The sequence below is a fragment of the Cognatishimia maritima genome, assembly GCF_900129685.1.
Classification (GTDB): domain Bacteria; phylum Pseudomonadota; class Alphaproteobacteria; order Rhodobacterales; family Rhodobacteraceae; genus Cognatishimia; species Cognatishimia maritima.
Map to the genome: position 1 here is coordinate 83,473 of NZ_FQWM01000007.1, position 21,115 is coordinate 104,587.

Annotated in this window: 18 protein-coding genes; 7 read left to right on the forward strand and 11 right to left on the reverse strand. The window is 57.2% G+C overall.

Going from position 1 to position 21,115, the window contains the following annotated elements; translation table 11 throughout:
* Positions 1–10: 10 nt before the first annotated feature.
* From BUA39_RS13895 to BUA39_RS13930, 8 genes are all read right to left on the reverse strand, one after another.
* On the reverse strand, positions 11–931 hold the full coding sequence (locus tag BUA39_RS13895) for an ABC transporter permease (protein ID WP_072793824.1): 921 nt from the start codon (positions 929–931) through the stop codon (positions 11–13).
* Positions 931–2,013 (reverse strand): ABC transporter permease, encoded by a 1,083-nt coding sequence (locus BUA39_RS13900; protein WP_072793825.1) that lies wholly within the window; start codon positions 2,011–2,013, stop codon positions 931–933. Before BUA39_RS13900 ends, BUA39_RS13895 begins: the two co-directional genes overlap by 1 nt.
* On the reverse strand, positions 2,010–3,545 hold the full coding sequence (locus BUA39_RS13905) for an ABC transporter ATP-binding protein (RefSeq protein WP_072793826.1): 1,536 nt from the start codon (positions 3,543–3,545) through the stop codon (positions 2,010–2,012). The genes BUA39_RS13900 and BUA39_RS13905 overlap by 4 nt, the downstream gene beginning before the upstream one ends.
* A complete protein-coding gene (gene xdhC / locus BUA39_RS13910; RefSeq protein ID WP_072793827.1) occupies positions 3,542–4,489 on the reverse strand; it encodes a xanthine dehydrogenase accessory protein XdhC in 948 nt (315 codons plus the stop codon). The genes BUA39_RS13905 and xdhC overlap by 4 nt, the downstream gene beginning before the upstream one ends.
* Positions 4,482–6,779, reverse strand: a complete 2,298-nt coding sequence (xdhB, locus tag BUA39_RS13915; RefSeq protein WP_072793828.1) for a xanthine dehydrogenase molybdopterin binding subunit — start codon at positions 6,777–6,779, stop codon at positions 4,482–4,484. The genes xdhC and xdhB overlap by 8 nt, the downstream gene beginning before the upstream one ends.
* Complete coding sequence (gene xdhA / locus BUA39_RS13920; RefSeq protein WP_072793829.1) at positions 6,776–8,149, reverse strand: xanthine dehydrogenase small subunit; 1,374 nt, start codon at positions 8,147–8,149, stop codon at positions 6,776–6,778. The genes xdhB and xdhA overlap by 4 nt, the downstream gene beginning before the upstream one ends.
* Before the next feature lie 337 nt (positions 8,150–8,486).
* Positions 8,487–9,422 (reverse strand): hypothetical protein, encoded by a 936-nt coding sequence (locus BUA39_RS13925; RefSeq protein WP_072793830.1) that lies wholly within the window; start codon positions 9,420–9,422, stop codon positions 8,487–8,489.
* A gap of 33 nt (positions 9,423–9,455) precedes the next feature.
* Entirely contained in the window at positions 9,456–10,040 is a 585-nt protein-coding gene (locus BUA39_RS13930) for a TetR/AcrR family transcriptional regulator (protein ID WP_165610530.1), read from the reverse strand.
* A gap of 133 nt (positions 10,041–10,173) precedes the next feature.
* On the opposite strand from BUA39_RS13930, the gene dnaE reads away from it, so the two are divergent.
* Both dnaE and BUA39_RS13940 read left to right on the forward strand, forming a co-directional pair.
* Positions 10,174–13,692 (forward strand): DNA polymerase III subunit alpha, encoded by a 3,519-nt coding sequence (gene dnaE, locus BUA39_RS13935; RefSeq protein ID WP_072793832.1) that lies wholly within the window; start codon positions 10,174–10,176, stop codon positions 13,690–13,692.
* Between the two features lie 4 nt (positions 13,693–13,696).
* Complete coding sequence (locus BUA39_RS13940) at positions 13,697–14,200, forward strand: hypothetical protein (protein WP_072793833.1); 504 nt, start codon at positions 13,697–13,699, stop codon at positions 14,198–14,200.
* Positions 14,201–14,323: 123 nt separating this feature from the next.
* Here the strand turns inward: BUA39_RS13940 and BUA39_RS13945 are convergent, their stop codons facing one another.
* Positions 14,324–14,572, reverse strand: coding sequence for a hypothetical protein (locus BUA39_RS13945; protein ID WP_072793834.1), 249 nt, complete (start codon positions 14,570–14,572; stop codon positions 14,324–14,326).
* A 69-nt stretch (positions 14,573–14,641) separates the two neighbouring features.
* Positions 14,642–14,836, reverse strand: a complete 195-nt coding sequence (locus BUA39_RS13950; protein ID WP_072793835.1) for a SlyX family protein — start codon at positions 14,834–14,836, stop codon at positions 14,642–14,644.
* 97 nt (positions 14,837–14,933) lie between these two features.
* Here BUA39_RS13950 and BUA39_RS13955 point away from each other — a divergent pair, with 97 nt between their 5' ends.
* From BUA39_RS13955 to BUA39_RS13975, 5 genes are all read left to right on the forward strand, one after another.
* Positions 14,934–15,398, forward strand: a complete 465-nt coding sequence (locus BUA39_RS13955; protein WP_072793836.1) for an MgtC/SapB family protein — start codon at positions 14,934–14,936, stop codon at positions 15,396–15,398.
* Between the two features lie 125 nt (positions 15,399–15,523).
* The gene (hisS, locus tag BUA39_RS13960) at positions 15,524–17,023 is read left to right on the forward strand and encodes a histidine--tRNA ligase (RefSeq protein WP_072793837.1); all 1,500 of its coding nucleotides are present in this window, start codon (positions 15,524–15,526) and stop codon (positions 17,021–17,023) included.
* The gene (locus tag BUA39_RS13965) at positions 17,023–18,108 is read left to right on the forward strand and encodes an ATP phosphoribosyltransferase regulatory subunit (protein WP_072793838.1); all 1,086 of its coding nucleotides are present in this window, start codon (positions 17,023–17,025) and stop codon (positions 18,106–18,108) included. Before hisS ends, BUA39_RS13965 begins: the two co-directional genes overlap by 1 nt.
* The gene (hisG, locus tag BUA39_RS13970) at positions 18,105–18,803 is read left to right on the forward strand and encodes an ATP phosphoribosyltransferase (RefSeq protein ID WP_072793839.1); all 699 of its coding nucleotides are present in this window, start codon (positions 18,105–18,107) and stop codon (positions 18,801–18,803) included. The genes BUA39_RS13965 and hisG overlap by 4 nt, the downstream gene beginning before the upstream one ends.
* Positions 18,804–18,903: 100 nt before the next feature.
* Positions 18,904–19,275, forward strand: a complete 372-nt coding sequence (locus tag BUA39_RS13975) for a DUF4260 domain-containing protein (RefSeq protein ID WP_072793840.1) — start codon at positions 18,904–18,906, stop codon at positions 19,273–19,275.
* Positions 19,276–19,333: 58 nt separating this feature from the next.
* Here BUA39_RS13975 and BUA39_RS13980 read toward each other — a convergent pair whose 3' ends face one another.
* Positions 19,334–21,088, reverse strand: a complete 1,755-nt coding sequence (locus tag BUA39_RS13980; RefSeq protein WP_072793841.1) for a serine protease — start codon at positions 21,086–21,088, stop codon at positions 19,334–19,336.
* Positions 21,089–21,115 lie beyond the last annotated feature (27 nt).

The window sequence follows — 21,115 nt, forward strand, 5'->3', positions numbered from 1 at the left end:
CACTGGCAAGTCAGTGAGAGGCATGGAATGGTCGGCCAAGCGAGGCAGGTGCCGCGCTTTTGTCGGCCGACAGAATGACAAGCACCAGAATGGTGATCAGATAGGGCGACATTGCCAAGTATTCGACGGGAATGGCAATACCTGCCGCCTGCAGGTTCAGTTGCAGCACATTGATGCCGCCAAACAAATAGGCACCCAGCAAGACGCGCCATGGTTTCCAACTGGCAAAAACCACCAGCGCCAGCGCGATCCAGCCGATGCCGGCGGTCATACCCTCTGTCCATTGTGGCACTCGGATCAGGCTGATGTAGGCCCCGCCAAGCCCCGCGCAGGCCCCGCCGAACAGAATGGCGAGGATGCGGACGCGCACCACATGATAGCCAAGCGCATGTGCCGCCTCGTGGTTTTCACCTACTGCGCGCAGGATCAATCCGGCGCGCGTAAATTTCAGTGTTGCCCATACGGCGGCGGTCAGGCCCAGCCCCATATAAAGCACGATGTCATGGCCAAAGAGGATTGGGCCAACTACCGGCAAATCTGACAGCACCGGAATATCCACGGTGCCCATCGCTGGCGGCTTGATGCCCACATAGCTTTGCCCCATCAGCGCAGACAGGCCGAGACCAAAGAGTGTCAGGGCAAGGCCCGACGCCACTTGGTTTGCTAAAGCAAACTGTGTGAGGAAGGCAAAAAGCATCGACAGAATCGCACCCCCTGCCATGGCGGCAAGGATACCCAAGTAGGGGGATCCGGTTTCCACTGACACCGCAAAACCGCAGACCGCACCGACGATCATCATGCCTTCGACACCAAGGTTCAGAACGCCTGCTTTCTCAACCACAAGCTCTCCGATGGCGGCCAGCAATAGCGGCGTTGCGGCGACCATGAGGGACGCGATGAGAAGGGTGGGGCTGATGGCGGATAGGTCCATTATACGGCTCCCTTCGCGGCAAATCGGATGCGGAAGTTTGAGAGTAGGTCAAGCGCCAGCAGGAAGAACAGCAGCATGCCTTGGAACACCTGAATAGCGGCGGCAGGGAGGCCAAGATTGGCCTGCGCAATTTCGCCGCCAATATAGGTCAGCGCCATGAGTAGCCCGGCCAGCAGAATGCCAATCGGGTGCAAACGACCAAGGAAGGCGACGATGATGGCGGTGAAGCCATAGCCGACGTTGAAGTCGATGCTGATTTGCCCGGACGGGCCAGAAACCTCAAACAAGCCCGCCATGCCTGCCAAAGCACCCGAAATGCCCATGCAGAGAACAATCAGGCGCGTCGGGTTCACGCCGCCAAACCGGGCTGCACGAGGGGCTTCGCCAGTGAGGCGGATGTTGAAGCCAAGGATATGTTTGTTCAGCAAAACATAGGCCAGAATGACTGCGATAAAGGCTGCGGCCAGCCCCCAATGCAGCCCGGTGCCTGCAATGAGTTCGGCGTTGTGGCCGCTTTCATATGACTGGAAATTGCGGCTGCCGGGAAAACCGTGCCCTTCAGGATTTCTTAGCAATCCCAAAGACATGGACGCCAGAAGTTGTTCCGCCACATAGACCAGCATGAGCGACACCAAGATTTCATTGGTGCCAAATTTGACCTTTAGTAAGGCCGGGATCATGGCCCAGGCCATGCCGCCCAAAAGCCCCGCGATGATCATCAAAGGAAAGATAAACACGCTTTCGGTCGGATAGAATGCCAGCCCGACGGCCGCGCCGCAAATCGCGCCGAGGATATATTGCCCCTCAGCCCCGATGTTCCAAATCCCGGCACGAAACCCAAGACTCAGGCCAATCGCGATCAGGATCAACGGCCCACCTTTCACCAGAAGCTGTGGGCGGTAGTAGAACGAGAACTCTCCGAAAAGCGGGTCATAGAATATCGTGCGGATCGCCTCTATGGGGTTTTTGCCTAGCGCCGCAAAAAGCAAGCCGCCCGCGATCATGGTGACAATCACGGCAACAACCGGGGTGAAGAACGACCAGAATCGGCTGGGCTGCGGGCGTCTCTCAAGCTGGATCATGCGCCTGCCTCCTCTTGGATGTGGGCCACTTCCATGCCGTGGCTGCCGCCCATCATCAGGCCGATTTCGTCAATGGTTAGCCCTGCGGTTGGGCGCAGAGTGGAAAGGCGGCCTTCGTTTAAGGCACCAAAACGATCCGAGATTTCCATAAGTTCATCAAGGTCTTGGCTGATCACCACAATCGCAGCACCCTTGGCGGCGAGGTCCATCAGCGATTGCCGGATGGCAGCAGCGGCGGCGGCATCCACGCCCCAGGTGGGTTGATTGACGATCAACACATCGGGGTCTTGCAACACCTCGCGCCCGATCACGAATTTCTGCAGGTTGCCGCCCGACAGGGCGCGTGCGGCGCGGTCGGAACCGGGGGTGCGGACGTCGAACTTTGTAATGACATCTTCGGCAAAATCCTTGGTGCCTTTCCAGTTCACAAAACCGTTCTTTGTCAGGCTTTTACGAATGGCTCCGGTCAGCAGGGCGTTTTCCACAAGCGACATGTTCGGCGCGGCGGCATGACCCAGCCGTTCTTCGGGGGCTGCAAGCGTACCGATGCCACGGCGTTGGTTTGGCCCAAGGTGGCCCACAGCATCCCCGCGAATTTTCACCGCCTCTGGGGTGGTCAGCAACTCACCGGACAGCGCAGCCAAAAGTTCGTCCTGCCCGTTGCCAGCCACGCCGCCAAGGCCAAGGATTTCACCCGCATGAACCGAAAAGCTGATGTCCTTGAGGGAGGTCCCAAAGGGATTGCCGGATTTAGCCGTCAGGTTCTGCACCCGCAGCACCTCTGCACCGCCATCCTGCGCGGTGCGCGTTGGCGTCTGCAATGTGTCGCCCACCATCAGTTCCGCCATCTGCCGCGCAGAGGTTTCTGCGGGCACACACTCGCCAACATTCTTGCCCAGCCGAAGGATAGTGGCATGGTCGCAGAGCGACCGAATTTCTTCAAGTTTGTGCGAAATATAAAGGATCGACGTCCCCTCAGCCTTTAGTTTGCGCAGGGTTTCGAACAGGATTTCAACCTCTTGCGGAGTCAGGACCGAGGTCGGCTCGTCCATGATCAACAGCTTCGGGTCTTGCAACAGGCAGCGAATGATTTCGACCCTCTGGCGTTCCCCGGCAGAAAGGTCGCCAACCGTCCGCGAGGGGTCAAGCGGCAGGCCGTAGGTCTCACTCACGTCGCGGATGCGGCTGGCCAAGTCGCGCAATGGCGGCGGGTTTTCCATGCCGAGGGCGACGTTTTCGGCCACATTCAGCGCGTCAAACAGCGAAAAATGCTGGAACACCATGGCCACGCCCGTGGCGCGTGCCACGCGAGGTTCGGGCGGTGCAAAGGGTTGGCCACGCCATGTCATCGATCCGCTGTCGGGTTTGACCAGCCCGTAGATCATTTTCACAAGTGTGGATTTACCCGCACCGTTTTCGCCCAAAAGCGCGTGAACCTGGCCCTCTCCGATGTCAAAGGACACGTTGTCGTTGGCGACAACGCCGGGGTAGGCTTTGGTTAGCCCTTGGATCGAAAGCAGTGGTGTGCTCATGCGGTCAATGTCCCCCGGGATGCGTGTTCTGCTTTTTCATTCAATAACTTGGCAGCGATACCTATGGCAATGGCCTGTGGGTGTTTCCCAAGTCTTGGGTCGCCAATCGGGCAGGTAATGCGCAATATCTGGTCAGGCTGGTGGCCCACTGCCGCCAATCGTTTCTGAAATCGCGTCCATTTGGTTGCAGAGCCGATCAGACCCGCGCTGACAAATCCGCGCGTCAAAAGCGCATCGCAAAGCGCGAGGTCCAATGCGTGCGAATAGGTCAGGATCAAATGTTCGGCGTCTTTGGGTGCATGCCCGGCCAAACGGGCGGGGTCTGTTGCGGGAATATGATCGACCGCGTCGGGGATCACATCTGGAAATCGGCTTTCCGCCGTGTCGACCCAGGTAAGGGCGAATTGCGGTAGCGGGGCCAAAAAATCCACGATGGCGCGGCCCACGTGACCTGCGCCCCAAATCCAGAGCGCACGTTGGGATTGATGGACTGGCTCTATCCACCAACCGTCTTCAAGGCGCGCCAGAATGGGTTGGCCCTGGCCCCGTGCCATAGCCAAATCGCGTGTCATGCCAAGGGGCTGGTCTGCAGACCCTTCCACACGCCGGGCGAATGGCAGATCATTGGGAAGGGTGCTGAGAAAATGCGCGTCGATCCGTTCGCTCACCAAAGTCACTGCACCGCCGCAGCATTGGCCAAGGTTCGGCCCCAAGGGGTGGCGGGTAACTTTGCTGCGCTGGTCGCTGTTCAGCATTGCCCGTGCTGCCTGCGTGGCTTCATACTCCAGCGCGCCGCCGCCGATTGTGCCCTCTTGGCCGTCCAGCCAAACCAGCATCGCGGCCCCAACTTCACGTGGGGCAGAGCCTTTGACCTCTGCCGTCACAACCCGAATGTAGGGGCCATGGGTGGCGACTCGTTGGGTAAGGTGCCTAGGGTCAAGCATCTTGCACCTTTTGCACAGCTTTCAGAATGCGTTCCGGCGTGGCTGGGGCCTGCAGGTCCGGGTAGGGTGCTCCGCAGGCAGCGACGGCATCAGACAGGGCCAAAAGCGCGGAAATCCCAAGCATGAATGGCGGTTCCCCCACCGCTTTGGAGCGATAGATCGTGTCTTCGGCGTTCGCGTTTTCATAGAGCGTGACGTTGAAAATGTCGGGTCGGTCCGAGCAGGCTGGGATCTTATAGGTGCTGGGCGCGTGAGTCCTGAGCTGTCCTTTGTTATCCCAGACGAGTTCTTCGGTTGTCAACCAACCGGCCCCCTGCACATACGCGCCTTCAACCTGCCCGATGTCCAAGGCTGGGTTCAGCGATGTTCCCGCATCATGCAGAATATCGGTGCGCAGGATGCGGTTCTCTCCGGTCAAGGTGTCGATCACAACCTCAGTCACCGCCGCCCCGTAGGCGAAGTAATAAAACGGACGTCCCTGTCCCTTGATCCGGTCCCAACTGAGGCTGGGGGTTTTGTAAAACCCTGTTGCCGAGAGGCTGACGCGATTTTCATAGCAAAGCTTGGCGGCCTGCGCGAAGGTCATCACGTTGTCGCCTGCATGCACAAAGCCGCCCGCAAATTCGACCGCGTCGGATGGGCACTGATGATAGCGTCCGATGAAATCCGCCATGCGCGCCCGGATGAGGTCGCAGGCATTTCGCACCGCCATCCCGTTCAGATCACTGCCAGAACTGGCGGCCGTGGCCGAGGTATTGGGCACCTTCGAGGTGTCTGTCGCTGTGATCCGCACCGCCGACATGGCCACGCCAAATCGGCTTGCAGCGACCTGCGCGACCTTTTGGTTCAGACCCTGACCCATCTCTGTCCCGCCGTGGTTCATCTGGATCGACCCATCGGCGTAGACATGCACCAGCGCGCCGGCTTGGTTGAGGTGCGTCAGCGTAAAGGAAATCCCGAATTTGACGGGCGAGAAAGCAATTCCCTTTTTCAGAACAGGGTTCGCAGCGTTCCATTCCGCCACCGCCGCACGTCGCTTCGTATAATCGCTGCCGTCGATCAGCTTTGCGGTCAGGTCATGTAAGACAAAATCGGTCACGTCTTGACCGTAGGGGGTGGTATTTTTGGGCGCGTCGTCCGCCCCATCCTTTTCGGCGTAATAGTTCACGCGGCGCACCTCGAGCGGGTCCGTGCCAAGCGCATGGGCGATATGATCCATCACCCGTTCGATGCCCAGCATGCCCTGCGGGCCGCCGAATCCCCGGAAGGCGGTCGCGGATTGCGTATTGGTCTTCAGGCGGTGGCTTTCAATGCGAATGTTGTCCAGCTGATAGGCATTGTCTGCATGCAGCATGGCGCGGTCGGCGACCGGCAATGATAAGTCCTGCGCCCAGCCACAGCGGGCGAGTTGCAAGAACGAAATCCCAAGTACGCGGCCCTGATCGTCAAACCCGACCTCATAACTGATACGGAAATCGTGCCGCTTGCCGGTCACGGTCATATCGTCGTCGCGGTCATAGCGCATTTTGCAGGCGCGACCCGTCAGTGATGCCGCAACCGCACAAGACACTGCCAACGCGTTGCCCTGACTTTCTTTGCCACCAAAGCCGCCGCCCATGCGCCGGGTCTCGACGCGGATGGCGTGCATTGGCAAGCCGAGCGCCTCGGCCACTTTGTGCTGAATCTCGGTTGGGTGCTGGGTGGAGCTGTGCACCAGCATGTCGCCATTGTCCTGCGGCTGCACCAATGCAGCCTGACCTTCAAGATAGAAATGCTCTTGCCCGCCCATCTCTATTGTGCCGCTAATGCGATGCGGCGCGTTGGCCACGGCGGCATCTGCGTCGCCGCGTTGCCAGATGCGAGGGCCATCTTCGAAATGGCTGTTTGCCGCCATCGCGTCGTCAATTGTAAGAAGCGGCGGCTCTTCGTCATATGACACATCCGCCAGCCGCGCGGCCTTGCGGGCGAGGGTGTGGCTTGTCGCAACAACCAAAAACAGCGGCTGGCCGAGGTAATGGACGCTGCCGTCACTCAGAAGTGGCTCATCATGGATCGAGGGGCTGACGTCATTGGCGTGGGGCAAGTCATTGGCGGTCAGCACCTTAACCACACCGGGCGCAGCGCGTACGGCGCTTAGGTCCATGTCCGTCACGCGGCCACGCGCGATGGCCGAGAGGCCGAAGGCCAAATGCAAAGTGCCAGCAGGCGATGGCAAGTCGTCCACATAGCGGGCTTTGCCGGTGACGTGCAGTTCCGCGCTGTCATGGGGAAGGGGGGCAGCGACTGTCATGCGGTGACCTCCAGAACAGAGGTGGCCGCGCCGAGGTTTTCGAGGAAATATCGCGTCAACATGTTGCGGGCTGCGTCAAGGCGGTAGTCGGCCGAGGCACGCATGTCAGACATTGGTTCAAAGTCCCGTGACCAAGCGGGCCATGCTTTGGCGATGGTTTCTTCGTTCCACGGCTGACCGCGCAGAACATCTTCGACGTGGTAGGCGCGTTTTGGAATGCCCGCCATGCCACCAAAAGCAATACGAGCCTCTTTCACCGTGCCATCTTCGACCGTCAGGTAGAATGCGCCAAGCACCGCTGAAATGTCTTGATCAAACCGTTTAGAGAGTTTGTAGACCCGCAGTCGGTCAGGTTGTTTGGGAATGGAAATCCACTCGACAAACTCGCCCGGCTTGCGGTCTTGTTTGCCGTAATCGACAAAGAAATCCTCAATCGGCATCTGGCGCCGAGCTGTGCCGCGCCGCAGGTGCAAAGTGGCCCCAAGGGCAATCAGGGCTGGAGGGTTATCACCGATCGGAGAACCATTGGCGATATTGCCACCCAAGGTGGCCGCTTGGCGGATTTGGTTGCTGGCAAACCGGCGCAGCATTTCCGCGTAGCTTGGATAGATCGGTTCAAGCGCATTTCGCAAAGCGACCATGCTGACCATCGCGCCGCATTTGAGTTCGTTGCCAGTGTCTTCAATTTTTTGAAGGTCGCCACAGCCGTTCAGGAAGATAACCGGGGACAGATCTTTCAATTGCTTGGTGACCCAAAGGCCAACATCCGTCGCGCCAGCGATCAGCGTGGCATCGGGGTGGTCCCGGTATTGTTTGGCAAGCTCATCCGACGACGCCGGGCGCATGATGTCGCCGCCACCAGTTTCTTCGGAGACATCCGGCAAGGCGTCATCAAGCCAGTCCACCGGGGCCACTTCACTCGCAGCTTCGGCGGCTTTGATGATCGGCGCATAGCCTGTGCAGCGGCAGAGGTTGCCTGCCAATTGATCGTCCCAATCGGTTCGGCCCGTGTGATGTGCGGCCACCATCGACGTCACAAACCCCGGCGTGCAGAAACCGCATTGGCTGCCGTGATGGGCAATCATCGCCTGTTGAATCGGGTGCAACGCACCATCTGGACCTGACACGCCTTCGACCGTGCGGATGGCTTTGCCCTGCAATTGCGGCAGGAACAGGATGCAGGCATTCAAGGCTTTGATGCCGTCGTGATCCGTGACCAGCACAGAACACGCGCCACAGTCGCCTTCGTTGCAGCCTTCTTTGGTGCCAGTCAGCCCGCGTGTCTCACGCAGCCATTGCAATAGCGTCGTGTTCGCTTCCACGTCGCGAAGTTCCACGGTCTCTCCATTCAGAAGAAACGTGATATCCATTCAGAAAACCCGTCGCCTTACCAATACATTGCGCCCTGATGCGTTTCCTCGATGCGACGTAGAAAAAACGCGGCTCCCCTTTGTCCTATAAGAAATGATAGGGAGCCATGGGTCTGTCTGGCAAGAAAAACTTGGGCGGAAGAGGGGATCAGTTTCGCTAAGTGCCTCTTTTCTTGTCATTCGCGCGGCGGGGCAAGGGCATTGAAATCGCTGTGTTTTGCGCGACTTTCAACGAGATCGTGAAAGTCTTTCGCTCAATTTTCAGTCACTGACGCGGGAACTGGTACCCGTAGGGTTCCCGGCCGTGCACAGGTGCCAAGGCCGGGAAACAATTAGATTATCGCCGTGGCTGGAAAGGCTGTAGCACTTCAACATCGACCTGTTGAATGCGCGCGAAAGGCTCTGTCACGTCGTTTTCGATGACCCATGTGTGTTTGGTTTTCGCTGACAATTCCGCCCCATCGGGTAGGATGCCGGCCCAGTCAAAGATCATAGTGGCTTGCCACAGACCGCCATCCAAATCGGCGACCTCTAGGTCTTCGATGATATGCGTGCTCGCTTTTACTTGGCTGCCTGGACCAGCCAGCCAAACGGCGAGGCCGTCGTAATCTTCGATCAGACCGGAGGAGAAATTGATCTTGGGGGATTCAGCCAGAATATTGCGGAACGGAGACGCGTCGCGCGCTGGATTTTCGATGATGCTCAGCCAATAGTGGATCAAGCTGCGCACGCGGTTTTCCGCATAGGCGTCTTGATAGGGCACATCTGTACTGCTGTTTTGGCCGCCGATGGTGACAGTGGAAATCTTGGGCAAAGCGCCATCAAGATCGGTCAGCAGCATCTCGTAAGCCAACGGCGCTGTACGAGTCGCGCCATCTGGCAGGACGCCGACGTTTTGATAGATGATCTCTGCAGTCAGCGAGATCGCGGCATCGGGACCAACCGTTACGCCAACAGATTGCACCTGATGACTGTTTTTCCATTCCTTCGGCAGGCTTTCGACACGGCTACGGTATTCGTCATGTCCGTTGGCCTCACCCAAAGTGGACTTAACGAAAATGTCGTCAGCAAGAATACCAAGCGCGTTCTCGATCCCGCCTTCTGGTCGCTCGTAATACTGGAACCAGCGGTAAAACTGCGCCAGCGCTGCATTGGTCTTGTAGCCCGATAATATGTCGTCGGTTGTGATTTCAGCAGAACTGATTGTCGGGACAGAAAGCAATGCGCCGGCAAGCGCAAGTGAGGGCAGTCGGGTAAGTTTGAAAAGGCGCATGGAGGCTCCGGCTTCTAATAAATGAGTTCTTACTCATTTATGGTCGCGCGCAACCGAATACCAGCACATTTCAAGGATTTCATCGACATGCGCGGGCTTTTGCCGGATCGATTGGTGCGCTGCACGCCGCGCTGTGTGGATGATTGGGGCTAGCAACATCGTTGCAATTGCCTCTATCGGTGCCGGTCGAAGCGTGCCATCCGCAATCCCGTCGTTCAGGAGCTGGTTCAGATCAGCATCGATAGCCGCAACCTTTTGCAGGTCTTCGGGCCCAAGGATGGTGGCCGTCCCCACGGTTTCAAGGAAAATCACATGTTGCGGGTTTGCTAAAACGTGATTGGCAAATGCCCGAAGCGCGGTGCGAATTTTATCTTTTGATGTTGCGCATGGCGCTGCCGCTTCAAGCATTGCACGACTTAGATCAAATTTCAGGTGCAAATAGGCGTCACGCAGAACGGCATTTTTGTCTGCGTAGTAACGATAGACGGTGCCGACAGAGACCTCGGCACGGTCAGCCATCCGGTTCACTGAGGCCGCGGCAAGCCCGTGTTCAGCCACTTCCTCTATCGCCGCTTTGCGCAACTGCGCATCTTTATTGCCAGATTTCGTTCGCGCCACGTCGCGTTGCCTTTGTTCTTCACTCTTACGCACAGCCAATGCATGGTCTGGGCTACGAAAGTTTCGCCTAGGATTAGCAAACCACAGAAGAACTGTCATTCCATCATCGGTCTTGCTGCGGTAGCTTCCTCCCATGAGCAGCACAGCCCGATTCATTCATCTCCGCGTCCATACTGAATATTCCCTTTTGGAAGGGGCCGTTCGGGTCAAGAAGTTACCCGGTATCTGCGCGGATATGGACATGCCCGCCGTCGCCATCACCGACACGAACAATATGTTCGCCGCGCTAGAGTTCTCGGTGACGGCGCAGGGCGCTGGTATTCAGCCCATCGTGGGCTGTCAGGTTGATCTGCAGATGCCGCACGATGACCCGACAGGCCGCACTCAAGACCCGCCACCTGCGCCCATTGTTCTGCTGAGCCAGTCTGAAGAAGGCTATGAGAACCTGATGAAGCTAAGTTCGTGCCTGTATGTGGCACGACCGGGTGAGGTGCCTCATGTCACGATGGAGGAACTGGGTACCCATGCCGACGGGCTGATCTGTTTGACAGGCGGACCAGATGGCCCAATGGGGCGGATGTTACGCCAAGGGCAGCGCCCGGCGGCCGAGGCGATGATGCGCGCCTTCAAGGAGATTTATGCGGATCGGCTTTATGTCGAATTGCAGCGCCACCCGGGCGAGGATGGCCAGCCCGAGGCTGAACGCCTGTCGGAACGTGGCTTCGTGGAAATGGCCTATGCGATGGACATCCCGCTGGTTGCGACCAACGATGTCTATTTCCCAAAGCCCGAGATGTATGAAGCGCATGACGCCCTGATTTGTGTCGCCGAAGGTGCCTATGTCGATCAGTCCGAGGGGCGCCGCCGCCTCACGGCGCAGCATTACCTGAAATCCCCGCAAGAGATGATGACGCTTTTTGCGGACCTGCCGGAAGCGATTGAAAACACGGTTGAAATCGCGCAGCGCTGCGCTTTCGCGACCTATCGCCGTGATCCGATCCTGCCTAAGTTTGCCGATGACGAGGTCGCAGAACTGCGCCGCCAAGCCCAAGAAGGGTTAGAGTATCGCTTGTCGCGGATTCCCCATGCCGTAAGTGTCGAAGAATACCAAGAGCGGCTAGATTTTGAGTTGGGGATCATCGAGGGGATGGGGTTCCCAGGCTACTTTCTCATCGTTGCGGATTTCATCAAGTGGGGCAAAGATAAGGGCATCCCGGTTGGGCCGGGGCGCGGCTCGGGGGCAGGTAGCCTTGTCGCATATGCATTGCTCATCACCGACCTTGATCCTCTGCGCTATTCGCTGCTGTTTGAACGGTTCTTGAACCCAGAACGGGTCTCGATGCCCGACTTTGACATCGACTTTTGCATGGACCGCCGCGAAGAGGTCATTCGCTACGTGCAAGAGAAATATGGCCGCGACAAAGTGGGGCAGATCATCACTTTTGGTGCGCTACTCTCTAAGGCCGCCGTGCGTGACATTGGGCGTGTGTTGCAGATGCCGTATGGGCAGGTGGACCGTCTTTCCAAGATGATCCCGGTTGAGGGCGTCAAGCCGGTCTCTATCGAAAAGGCATTGAAGGACGAACCGCGCCTGCGGGAGGAAGCCAAGGCCGAACCCGTTGTCGACCGGCTATTGACCTATGGCCAGCAGGTCGAAGGGTTATTGCGCAACGCCTCAACCCACGCGGCGGGTGTTGTAATTGGCGACCGGCCCTTGGATGCCTTGGTGCCGCTGTATCAAGATCCGCGATCTGACATGCCTGCCACCCAGTTCAATATGAAATGGGTGGAGCAAGCGGGTCTTGTGAAGTTTGACTTCTTGGGTCTGAAAACCCTGACGGTCGTGCAGAACGCCGTGAACCTGATCAACGGCGAAGGGCGCGATATTCACATCAAGGCGGATGGCACAAAGCTTTATGATCCGCCCGAAGGGGCGGTGAATGAAATCAACGCCATCCCGCTGGACGATGAGGCGACCTACGAACTTTACGCAGCCGCCAAGACCGTTGCTGTCTTCCAGGTGGAATCCACCGGTATGATGGATGCGCTGAAGCGCATGAAACCGACCTGTATCGAAGACATCGTTGCGCTTGTGGCGCTGTATCGTCCCGGCCCGATGGAGAACATTCCGACCTACTGTGAGGTCAAAAACGGGCTTAGGGAAATTGAATCCGTTCACCCGCTGATCGACCATATTCTTGAGGAAACGCAAGGCATTATCGTCTATCAGGAACAGGTGATGCAGATTGCTCAGGTGATGGCGGGATATAGCCTTGGCGGCGCGGACCTTTTGCGCCGCGCGATGGGTAAAAAGATTAAAGAAGCGATGGACGCAGAACGTCCAAAGTTCGAAGAAGGTGCCGCCAAAAATGGCGTCGACAAGAAGAAAGCTTCGGAAGTCTTTGACCTGCTTGAGAAATTCGCGAACTACGGTTTTAACAAATCCCACGCGGCAGCCTATGCGGTGGTGTCCTATTACACCGCATGGCTAAAAGCGAACCACCCGGTCGAGTTCATGGGCGGCGTGATGAACTGCGATATCCATTTAACGGATAAGCTGGCGGTCTATTTCGAAGAGGTGAAAAAGGCTCTCAAGCTGCCCTACATACCGCCCTGCGTGAACCGGTCGGAGGCGACGTTTACCGTGCGCGACGGGCATTTGGTCTATGCGCTGGGCGCATTAAAAAACGTGGGTGTTGAGGCGATGACGCTTTTGACGCAGGGCCGCAAGGTGGACGGGGTCGATAAGCCTTTTACCAACCTCTTTGACTTTGCTCGCCGGGTGAACCTGAAAAAGGTGGGCAAGCGGCCTTTGGAAATGCTGGCGCGGTCCGGGGCGTTTGATGAACTTGATCGCAACCGACGCAAAGTCTTTGAAAGTCTTGAGGGGCTGGTGAATTACTCTGCCGCCATTCACGAACAAAAAGAAAGCAATCAGGTGTCGCTGTTCGGCGAAGCAGGGGATGATCTGCCAGAACCACGCCTAAGCAAAGTCGCAGATTGGCTACCGGCAGAGAAGCTCGACGAAGAAGCGCGCGCGATTGGCTTCTTTCTGTCGGGCCACCCGCTGCAAGACTATATGGCAGCGTTGAAACGGAAGAAAATTCTGACCTTGGATGAGTTGACCGACAAAGCGCGCTCTGGTCCTTGTGTTGCAAAACTCGCCGGGCGGGTTTCTGGCCGTCAGGAACGCAAATCTGCGCGTGGCAATCGCTTTGCCTTTGCGCAATTGTCTGACCCAACCGGGGCCTATGAGGTCACAATTTTCTCGGAAACCTTAGAAAAATGCCGAGAGCATCTGGAGACCGGATCGAAAGTTGTTGTGACGGTTGAGGCGACGATGGAGGCCGATCAATTGAAATTGCTCGCCAAGTCCATCGGGCCAATTGATACCGTCGTGGCCGATGCAGGTTCGGCTGGCTTGCGGATATTTGTGGAAAATTCAGAGGCCGTCCCGAATGTCGCCAGCGTCCTGAATGGCGCGCGCGAGGCGGTCAAAAACGGCCCGCGCGGCCCTGTGATGCTGAACCTCATGGACCCTGAATTGCCCGGCGAGGTGGAGATCGACACCGGCATGGAATTCCCGGCCAATCCGCAGATCAAAGGCGCAATCAAGTCGCTGCCGGGCGTAATGGCGGTTGAGGATTTTTAATCGCGTGAAGAAGGCGAAATTAACCTATTCTAAGGAGTTTTGTTGGGGGCCCATTAGTGGTTGGGCTGGCGCTCGGAAGTTCGCGTATTCAAATCAGTCATTTGAAAGGGGGCCAGCTGTCGTTCGGCATCCATTTCTGACCAGCTCCAAACTATGGTGCCAACTTGAGATAGAATACCAAAACATCTTGCTGCTGTTTTCAATGCCGCCAGAATTGGATCAATTTACTTTCGTTATGGGAATGAATCCGTTGCCCAGCGGAGGAAGTTTGGTGAAAGGTCAACGCCTAGGTCGCCCCAACAATCATTGGCTATCACGCCTCCCTGCAAAAGCTAAATCAAGGAAGTTTCGCCTTGGTCTGCTGAAATATATTGAAGAAAGCAACGTCGTGAGGGATTTTTACGACTTTTACGCCGACAAGAAGCTTTTGTTAGATGTTGAAGGGTTCTTCGACACATATGAAGAAGCTCAAAGAGCAAGAGGCATCTACATACAGCCGAAACACTAACCCTAATCGTTCTGCGACCGGTTGCTAGAGACGAAATCATCGCTGCTGCCAAGCCTAAAAACGGTCTAGGGTCTTTAGCTGGCGTTGCGTTGAGACGGCAGCATCTGCCGTCTCAGGTTCTTCTTAGTCCTCAGATGGCACGACCAAATTTAGCCCACCAGCGCCGACGGCCTTGGTAAGACCGCCCGCCGCGTTCTGGGTGCGACCTTTGCCGCCAGGGTTGGTGCCTTCTAGGTTCTCAAGGCTATCGATGGTCCAGACGGTTTTCCCTGCTTTATTGACCACGCAGGCGTCACCGTCACAATGCCCGCCAGCAAAGGCCGGGGCGGCAAACATCAGCGAAACAGCGGCTACAGAAAGTGTCTTCTTCATGGTTCTCTCCCAGTTTGTTGTAGGAGAGTTACGAACCAAGCTGATATTTGGATCAAATTTACGAACGGATTAATAATGTGGCGGGCGCTCATCCCCGATGACAACGCCACCCCCGCCAGCCGCTTCACGGTCGGCTTCGCGTTCCAAAAGCATCTGAACGCGCCGCTGTAACAGGGCGATATCCGTGTCCTGACGGGCAATCACATCCGACAGGTCTTCGACGGTTTTGGTCAGGTGGGCGATTTGTTCTTCGAGTTTTTCCATGGCTCTGCCCTAGGCGCTGTCTGTGAGTAGGTCAAGATTTCGATGCGCCCTTAGGAAAACGTAGCAATACAAGGAGGTTGCCGTATAGACTGTTCCTATGAATGAACTCTTTGCACCTGACAATCTGACATGGGCGAACGCCATTTTGAAACTGATAGCGGCGATTCTGTTGCCGCTGGCCATTGGGCTGGAACGGTTTTGGCACAGGAAACCCATAGATTTCCGACCTTTTGTGATCATCTCGGTTGTGGCCTGTGCTGTGCTGATCGCAACCTTGGATTTTCCACTGACAGGTGGACGCACGGTGGAAAGTGTGGATGCGACCAAGGTTATGCAGGGTGTTTTGACCGGAATCGGATTTCTGGGCGCTGGCGCGATGTATCGTCAGGGCGACTATGTCAAAGGCGCGGCGAGCGCCGCCAGTATCTGGAGCGCCGGGGTCATTGGCCTAATCTGTGGAATCGGTGAGCTTTGGCTTGCCGGGGGGGTGACTTTCATGATCGTGGCGCTGATGTTTCTGTCGGAACCCTTTACCAAACGCTGGTCAAACGAGGACGACTAGCCCAAATCATGTCTTTTGCAGTCCGATGGGCTTTGACGCTGCACCTTGGGTTGCCTGCCCGATGGGGCTGGGGTAAGTGCGGGCCAAGTAAACTTGACCACCCAGCGATCAGGGAATGAAAAGCGATGGCCAAAGTGAAAAAAGCCCCGCGCCCCAAGGCAATCACGCCCAAGGGATTTCGCGACTATTTCGGCGAAGAAGTGACCGAGCGCGCCGAAATGCTGCATCAGATTGCGGGTGTCTATCATCGTTATGGCTTTGACGCTTTGGAAAGCGCGGCGGTGGAAACCGTCGAAGCGCTTGGGAAATTCTTGCCGGATGTCGATCGCCCAAACGAAGGCGTTTTTGCATGGCAAGAATCCGATGACGACGGGCAAGGCGATTGGATGGCGCTGCGCTATGATCTGACGGCGCCTTTGGCGCGGGTCTATGCGCAGCACCGCAATGACCTGCCAACACCCTATCGCCGCTATGCCATGGGGCCGGTTTGGCGCAATGAAAAGCCCGGACCGGGGCGCTATCGCCAGTTCTATCAGTGTGACGCGGATACAGTTGGCACGGCGAGCATGGCCGCGGACGCTGAGATCTGCGCGATGTTGTCTGATACGCTTGAAACCGTCGGCATCCCGCGCGGTGACTATCTGGTGCGCGTGAATAATCGCAAAGTTCTGAATGGCGTGTTGGAAGCCATGGGGCTCGGCGAAGATCAAGCCGCCAAAGACAACGTGCTGCGCACCATCGACAAGTTCGACAAGGTCGGCGAAAGCGGTGTGCGTGAATTGCTTGGCAGGGGGCGTTTGGATGCGTCGGGCGCTTATATTGATGGCGTCGGTCTTTCCGATGATCAGGCCGAGCCTGTGATTGCCTTCCTGACCTCCAAAGCAGATGACGTGGCTCAAACCTTTGCAAATCTGCGGGCGGCGGTTGGTGCATCGCAGATGGGGGCCGAGGGCATTGCCGAGTTGGAACAGATAGGCGACCTGTTGGCCGCTGGTGGCTACGGCGCGGACCGCATCGAAATTGACCCATCTGTTGTGCGTGGCCTTGGCTACTATACCGGTCCCGTCTTTGAGGCCGAGCTAACGTTTGAGATTTTCGACGAAAAAGGCCGCAAGCGCCAGTTTGGGTCCGTGTCCGGTGGTGGTCGTTATGATGACCTTGTGAAGCGTTTCACAGGTCAAGCCGTGCCAGCGACAGGTGTGTCCATTGGTGTTGATCGCCTATTGGCGGCCCTCCGTGAAAAGGGTCGCATTGGTGGCGTTGCTACGGGGCCTGTTGTGGTGACCGTTATGGATCGGGATCGCATGGCGGATTATCAGGCCATGGTTGCAGAGCTGCGTAATGCTGGCATCCGGGCCGAAGTCTACCTTGGCAACCCCAAGAACTTTGGCAACCAGTTGAAATATGCCGACAAACGCCAATCTCCGATCGCGGTAATCGAAGGTGGCGACGAAAAGGCAAATGGCGTCATTCAGATCAAAGACCTGATCCTTGGCGCAAAAATTGCCGAAAGCGCCACTCTGGAAGAGTGGAAAGAACGCCCAAGCCAGTTTGAAGTGCCGCGCGGTGATCTTGTCGCAAAGGTCCGCGAGATATTGGCAAGCCAGTCGGAAGGGCAGGGCTGATGCCACAAAAAGCGTTGATCCGTGCGCGCGCTGCAGAGTTGCGCGCCACCTTCGAGGCAGCGGGCGCAACGGTCGCCGAAACCCCTTTGCTGCAGCCTGCCGAGGTGCTTCTGGACCTCTATGGTGAGGACATCCGTGCACGTGCCTATGTCACAAGCGATAGCCTGCTGGGTGAACAGATGCTGCGCCCGGATTTCACGGTGCCAGTGGTGCAGATGCACATGCAGCACGGGGCAGAACCGGCGCGCTATACCTATGCCGGTGAAGTTTTCCGCCGTCAGGATGCCGACACCAGCCGTGCGAACGAATACACGCAGGTCGGATACGAGGTCTTTGACCGTGACAACCCAGCCGCTGCGGATGCAGAAGTGTTTGGTTTAATCCACGTGGCTTTGGCAGATGTCGACGTGCGCGCAAGCACCGGAGACATCGGGTTGCTTATGGCGGCCGTACAAGGGCTTGAAACGACAGACCGCCGCAAGGAGGCTTTGAAGCGCCACATCTGGCGGCCAAGACGATTCCGCGCGCTTCTGGATCGTTATTCAGGCCGCATGACGGTGCCCCAAAGCCGTCAGGCGCTGCTAGACATGGATGCGCCTTTGCAAACTGGTGTGCCTTTCATTGGCTTGCGCTCACCGGATGAGATTTCAGAGCGTATCGAGGCGCTGCGCGAAGACGTGAACGCCGCCCCGATCTCTTCGGTTCAGGTCGAGTTGCTGGATGCCTTGCTGGATGTGCGGGAAACCCTGCCGTTTGCCCTGGAACGTCTGCGCGATATTGCGGTCGACATGCCTGCAATCACCCACGCCGTTTTCAGCCTGCGCGAGCGGATTGACGCGATGGACGCCAAAGGCATCGACGTTGGTGCGATTGAATTTGAAGGAAGTTATGGCCGTACGAACATGGAATATTACGACGGCTTCGTCTTTGAATTCCACGCCGAAGGTCGAGCGGACCTACCTGCGGTGGCAACTGGCGGTCGCTATGACGCGCTGACCCGCGTTCTCGGCGGGGGCAATGAAATTCCAGCTGTGGGTGCGGTGATCCGCCCCGAAGTTCTTTTGGCGCTGGAGGGGCAGGCATGACGATCAAACTGGGTGTGCCCTCCAAAGGGCGCTTGATGGAAAAGACTTTTGACTGGTTTGGTGCCCGGGGTGTTTCTTTGACGCGCACTGGGTCTGAGCGCGAATATGCAGGTGCTGTGGACGGCATTGATGGTGTTGAACTTGTGCTGCTGAGCGCCGGGGAAATCCCGCGCGAACTCAAAGCCGGGCGCATTCATCTGGGTGTGACGGGCACTGACCTGATTCAGGAAAAGCTCGGTCTGTGGGAACAACAGGTCGAACCGCTTGCCGAACTTGGATTTGGCCGCGCGGACCTGATTATTGCCGTGCCGCAATGCTGGGTGGATGTTGACCTGCTCGAAGATTTGGACGCGGCTGCGGCGGCCTTCCGCAAAGCACACGGGTTCAGACTGCGGATTGCCACCAAATACCACCGGCTGGTGCGGGATTACCTGCGTGAAAACGGGGTCGCGGATTACCAACTGGTCGACAGCCAAGGCGCGACCGAGGGCACCGTCAAAAACATGACGGCAGAGGCGATTGCCGATATCACCTCGACCGGGGAGACCCTGCGCGCGAACCACCTCAAGATTCTGTCAGATGGTCCAATCCTGCGGTCGCAGGCGACGTTGTTCCGGTCTCGGAATGCGCAGATGAATCAAACGGAAAAGGCCACGTTGCAAGAGCTTCTCGAAGCGTTGGACCTTGATCGTTAATCTTCGATGCACATCTGAATTCATAGGGAGCCACATTTCCGGCTCCCTTTTTTGTATTACAGACTAAGATTGCACCATGTCAGAGCGGAGTAGGGGCACAATGATTATTGCACGTAAATGGCAACAGGCAGAGGGGGCTGCGGTATTTGCGGCCAGTCTGGTGATATACACGCAGGTGGACAGTCCCTTGGCGTGGTGGAGCGCTCTGCTAATTTTCTTTGCGCCTGATCTTAGCTTTTTAGCTTACCTGAAAGACAATCGTTTTGGGGCGCGTGTTTATAACCTTTGCCACCTTTACGGACTGGGCGCTTTGATCATGGCCTTGGGCTATGTGATTGACGCTTCCTTAGTGGCTGCAATCGGCGTGCTTTTGTTGGGGCATAGCGGATTTGACCGGATGCTTGGCTACGGCCTGAAATCAGAAGAAAGCTTCCAATCCACGCATCTTGGTAAAATTGGGAAGAACACCTAACAGACCGCAAATAAAAACCCCGCCGATGGCGGGGTTTTTCTGTTTCGTTTTGAGGGGCTTACCAGCAACTGACCAGTACCGTGATCTCTCCGGCTAATGTTGTCAAATCCTCTGGGGGCATGGCAGCGTTGGCCGTGTTGGTGGCCGTCGTGATGCCTTCTTCCGAAAGGACCGCGCGGATTAAGTCGCCGCGTGCCGCAAAGCTAACATCTGCTGGCAATTGGCGGTCAGACGCGCTTGGGGGCGGCAGCAGCATGCCAACGACAGACCCTCCAGCATCAAACACCGGGCCGCCCGCGTCGCCGGGTAATGGGGCTAGGGCGAGGCGGGTCAATTCCTCTTCGCCTTGCAGCCCGCGCAGGTCAGCCAATGTGCCGAAGGTGACGGTTGGTGCGCCCAATGCACCTTCAAAGGAATAGCCCGCCACCGCGACCTCTGACTGCAGACGTGGGGTCGCTTCGCTGAAGGTCGCCACAGACATCGGGGCCAGCCGCGTGGAGGGTCGCAGGACAGCGACACCCAGTTGGTCGTTCACACCCATCAGCTCCGCATCATAGTCGTTGTCCAACGTGATGCGCTGGCAGTTGCCCACGACCTCTGCGGTGGTGACGACAGTGCCCGACCGATCAATGTAGAAACCAGAACGCGACATTTTCGGGCGGCGGATTTCAAGGCCAGACAGAAGATCCAGATCTTGCAACGCCTCTGAGCCAACAGAAGGGTCCATGACGCCATCAAGGCGCGTAAAGGAATTTCGCATTTCAGACAGCAGGCGGCGACGGCGTTCTTCGTCCCCGGCAGGCCAGACCAGCGTGAAGCCCTTGATTTCGCCGCCCTCGAGTTCGACCTCAGTGTGGCTGATGCGATTGGCATCTTCGCCGACAAGGACAAAGCTGTTGTTGCGACGTTCACGTGGGCCTTCCAAAGGCACCAGTTCCAGCGTCTGCATAATGTCATAGAGGCCAAACAGCGTCGCCTGATTGCCCGCTTGGCTGATCAGAACCACCTGTGCCTCAATGTCGCCAGTCGATGCAAAATTCACAAAGGGATATTCGGCAGAGACCTTCTCGACCACACCGGTTGGGATCATGATTTCAATCCCAGCTTCGAGGCTGGTGTAGGGCTGCAAATCAAGCCCATCGAGGACCGCATTGTATTGCGCCTTAAGCTGCGCGCGCTGCGCAGTTGTCAGAACACCCGTGGTTTCATGGCCGTTCGCGGCCTGCCACGCTGACATCGACGCGCGGGTGCCGCGACCGAAAGCGCCGTCAATCGCGCTGTTGTAGAACCCGGCCCATTGCAGCCAAGTCTGAAGTTCCTGCTTTTCGGCGCGGCTCAGCCGGGCCTCACTGGCGCGCGCTTCGCGTGGGGTTTCATCTGGAATGGCGATTTCGACATCTGCTTCTGCAGCGCTTTCCTCCGTCGTCAGGGACGCGTCGGTTTCAGGCTCTGCAACCGGCGCTTCCAACCGCAAGTTCAAAAGGTTCGCTCCAACTGGCCAGAACTGGCTTTCAAAGGTCGATGAAAAGGTGATGTAGCTGTCGCGCGGGATCAATCCGTCGTTGCGATAGGTGTTCAGAACAACTTCGGCATCTTCGCGCGTGTAGGGCCCAAGCGCGATCCCATACCAGCCACCACCAAGCGCAAAACCATTCACGTCTTCCAGACGGCTTGCGTAATTGCGAATTTCTGTATTCGCCTCGGTCAGGCTGGGCTGGGCCTCAATTTGCACCCAAGCAATATCTTCTTGTGCAAAAGCGGGTCGCCCGACGGTCAAAATCACAAACAGAATAGACAAAAATAAACGCGACATCGATGGTTGAGCCCTTTGATCGAAAAA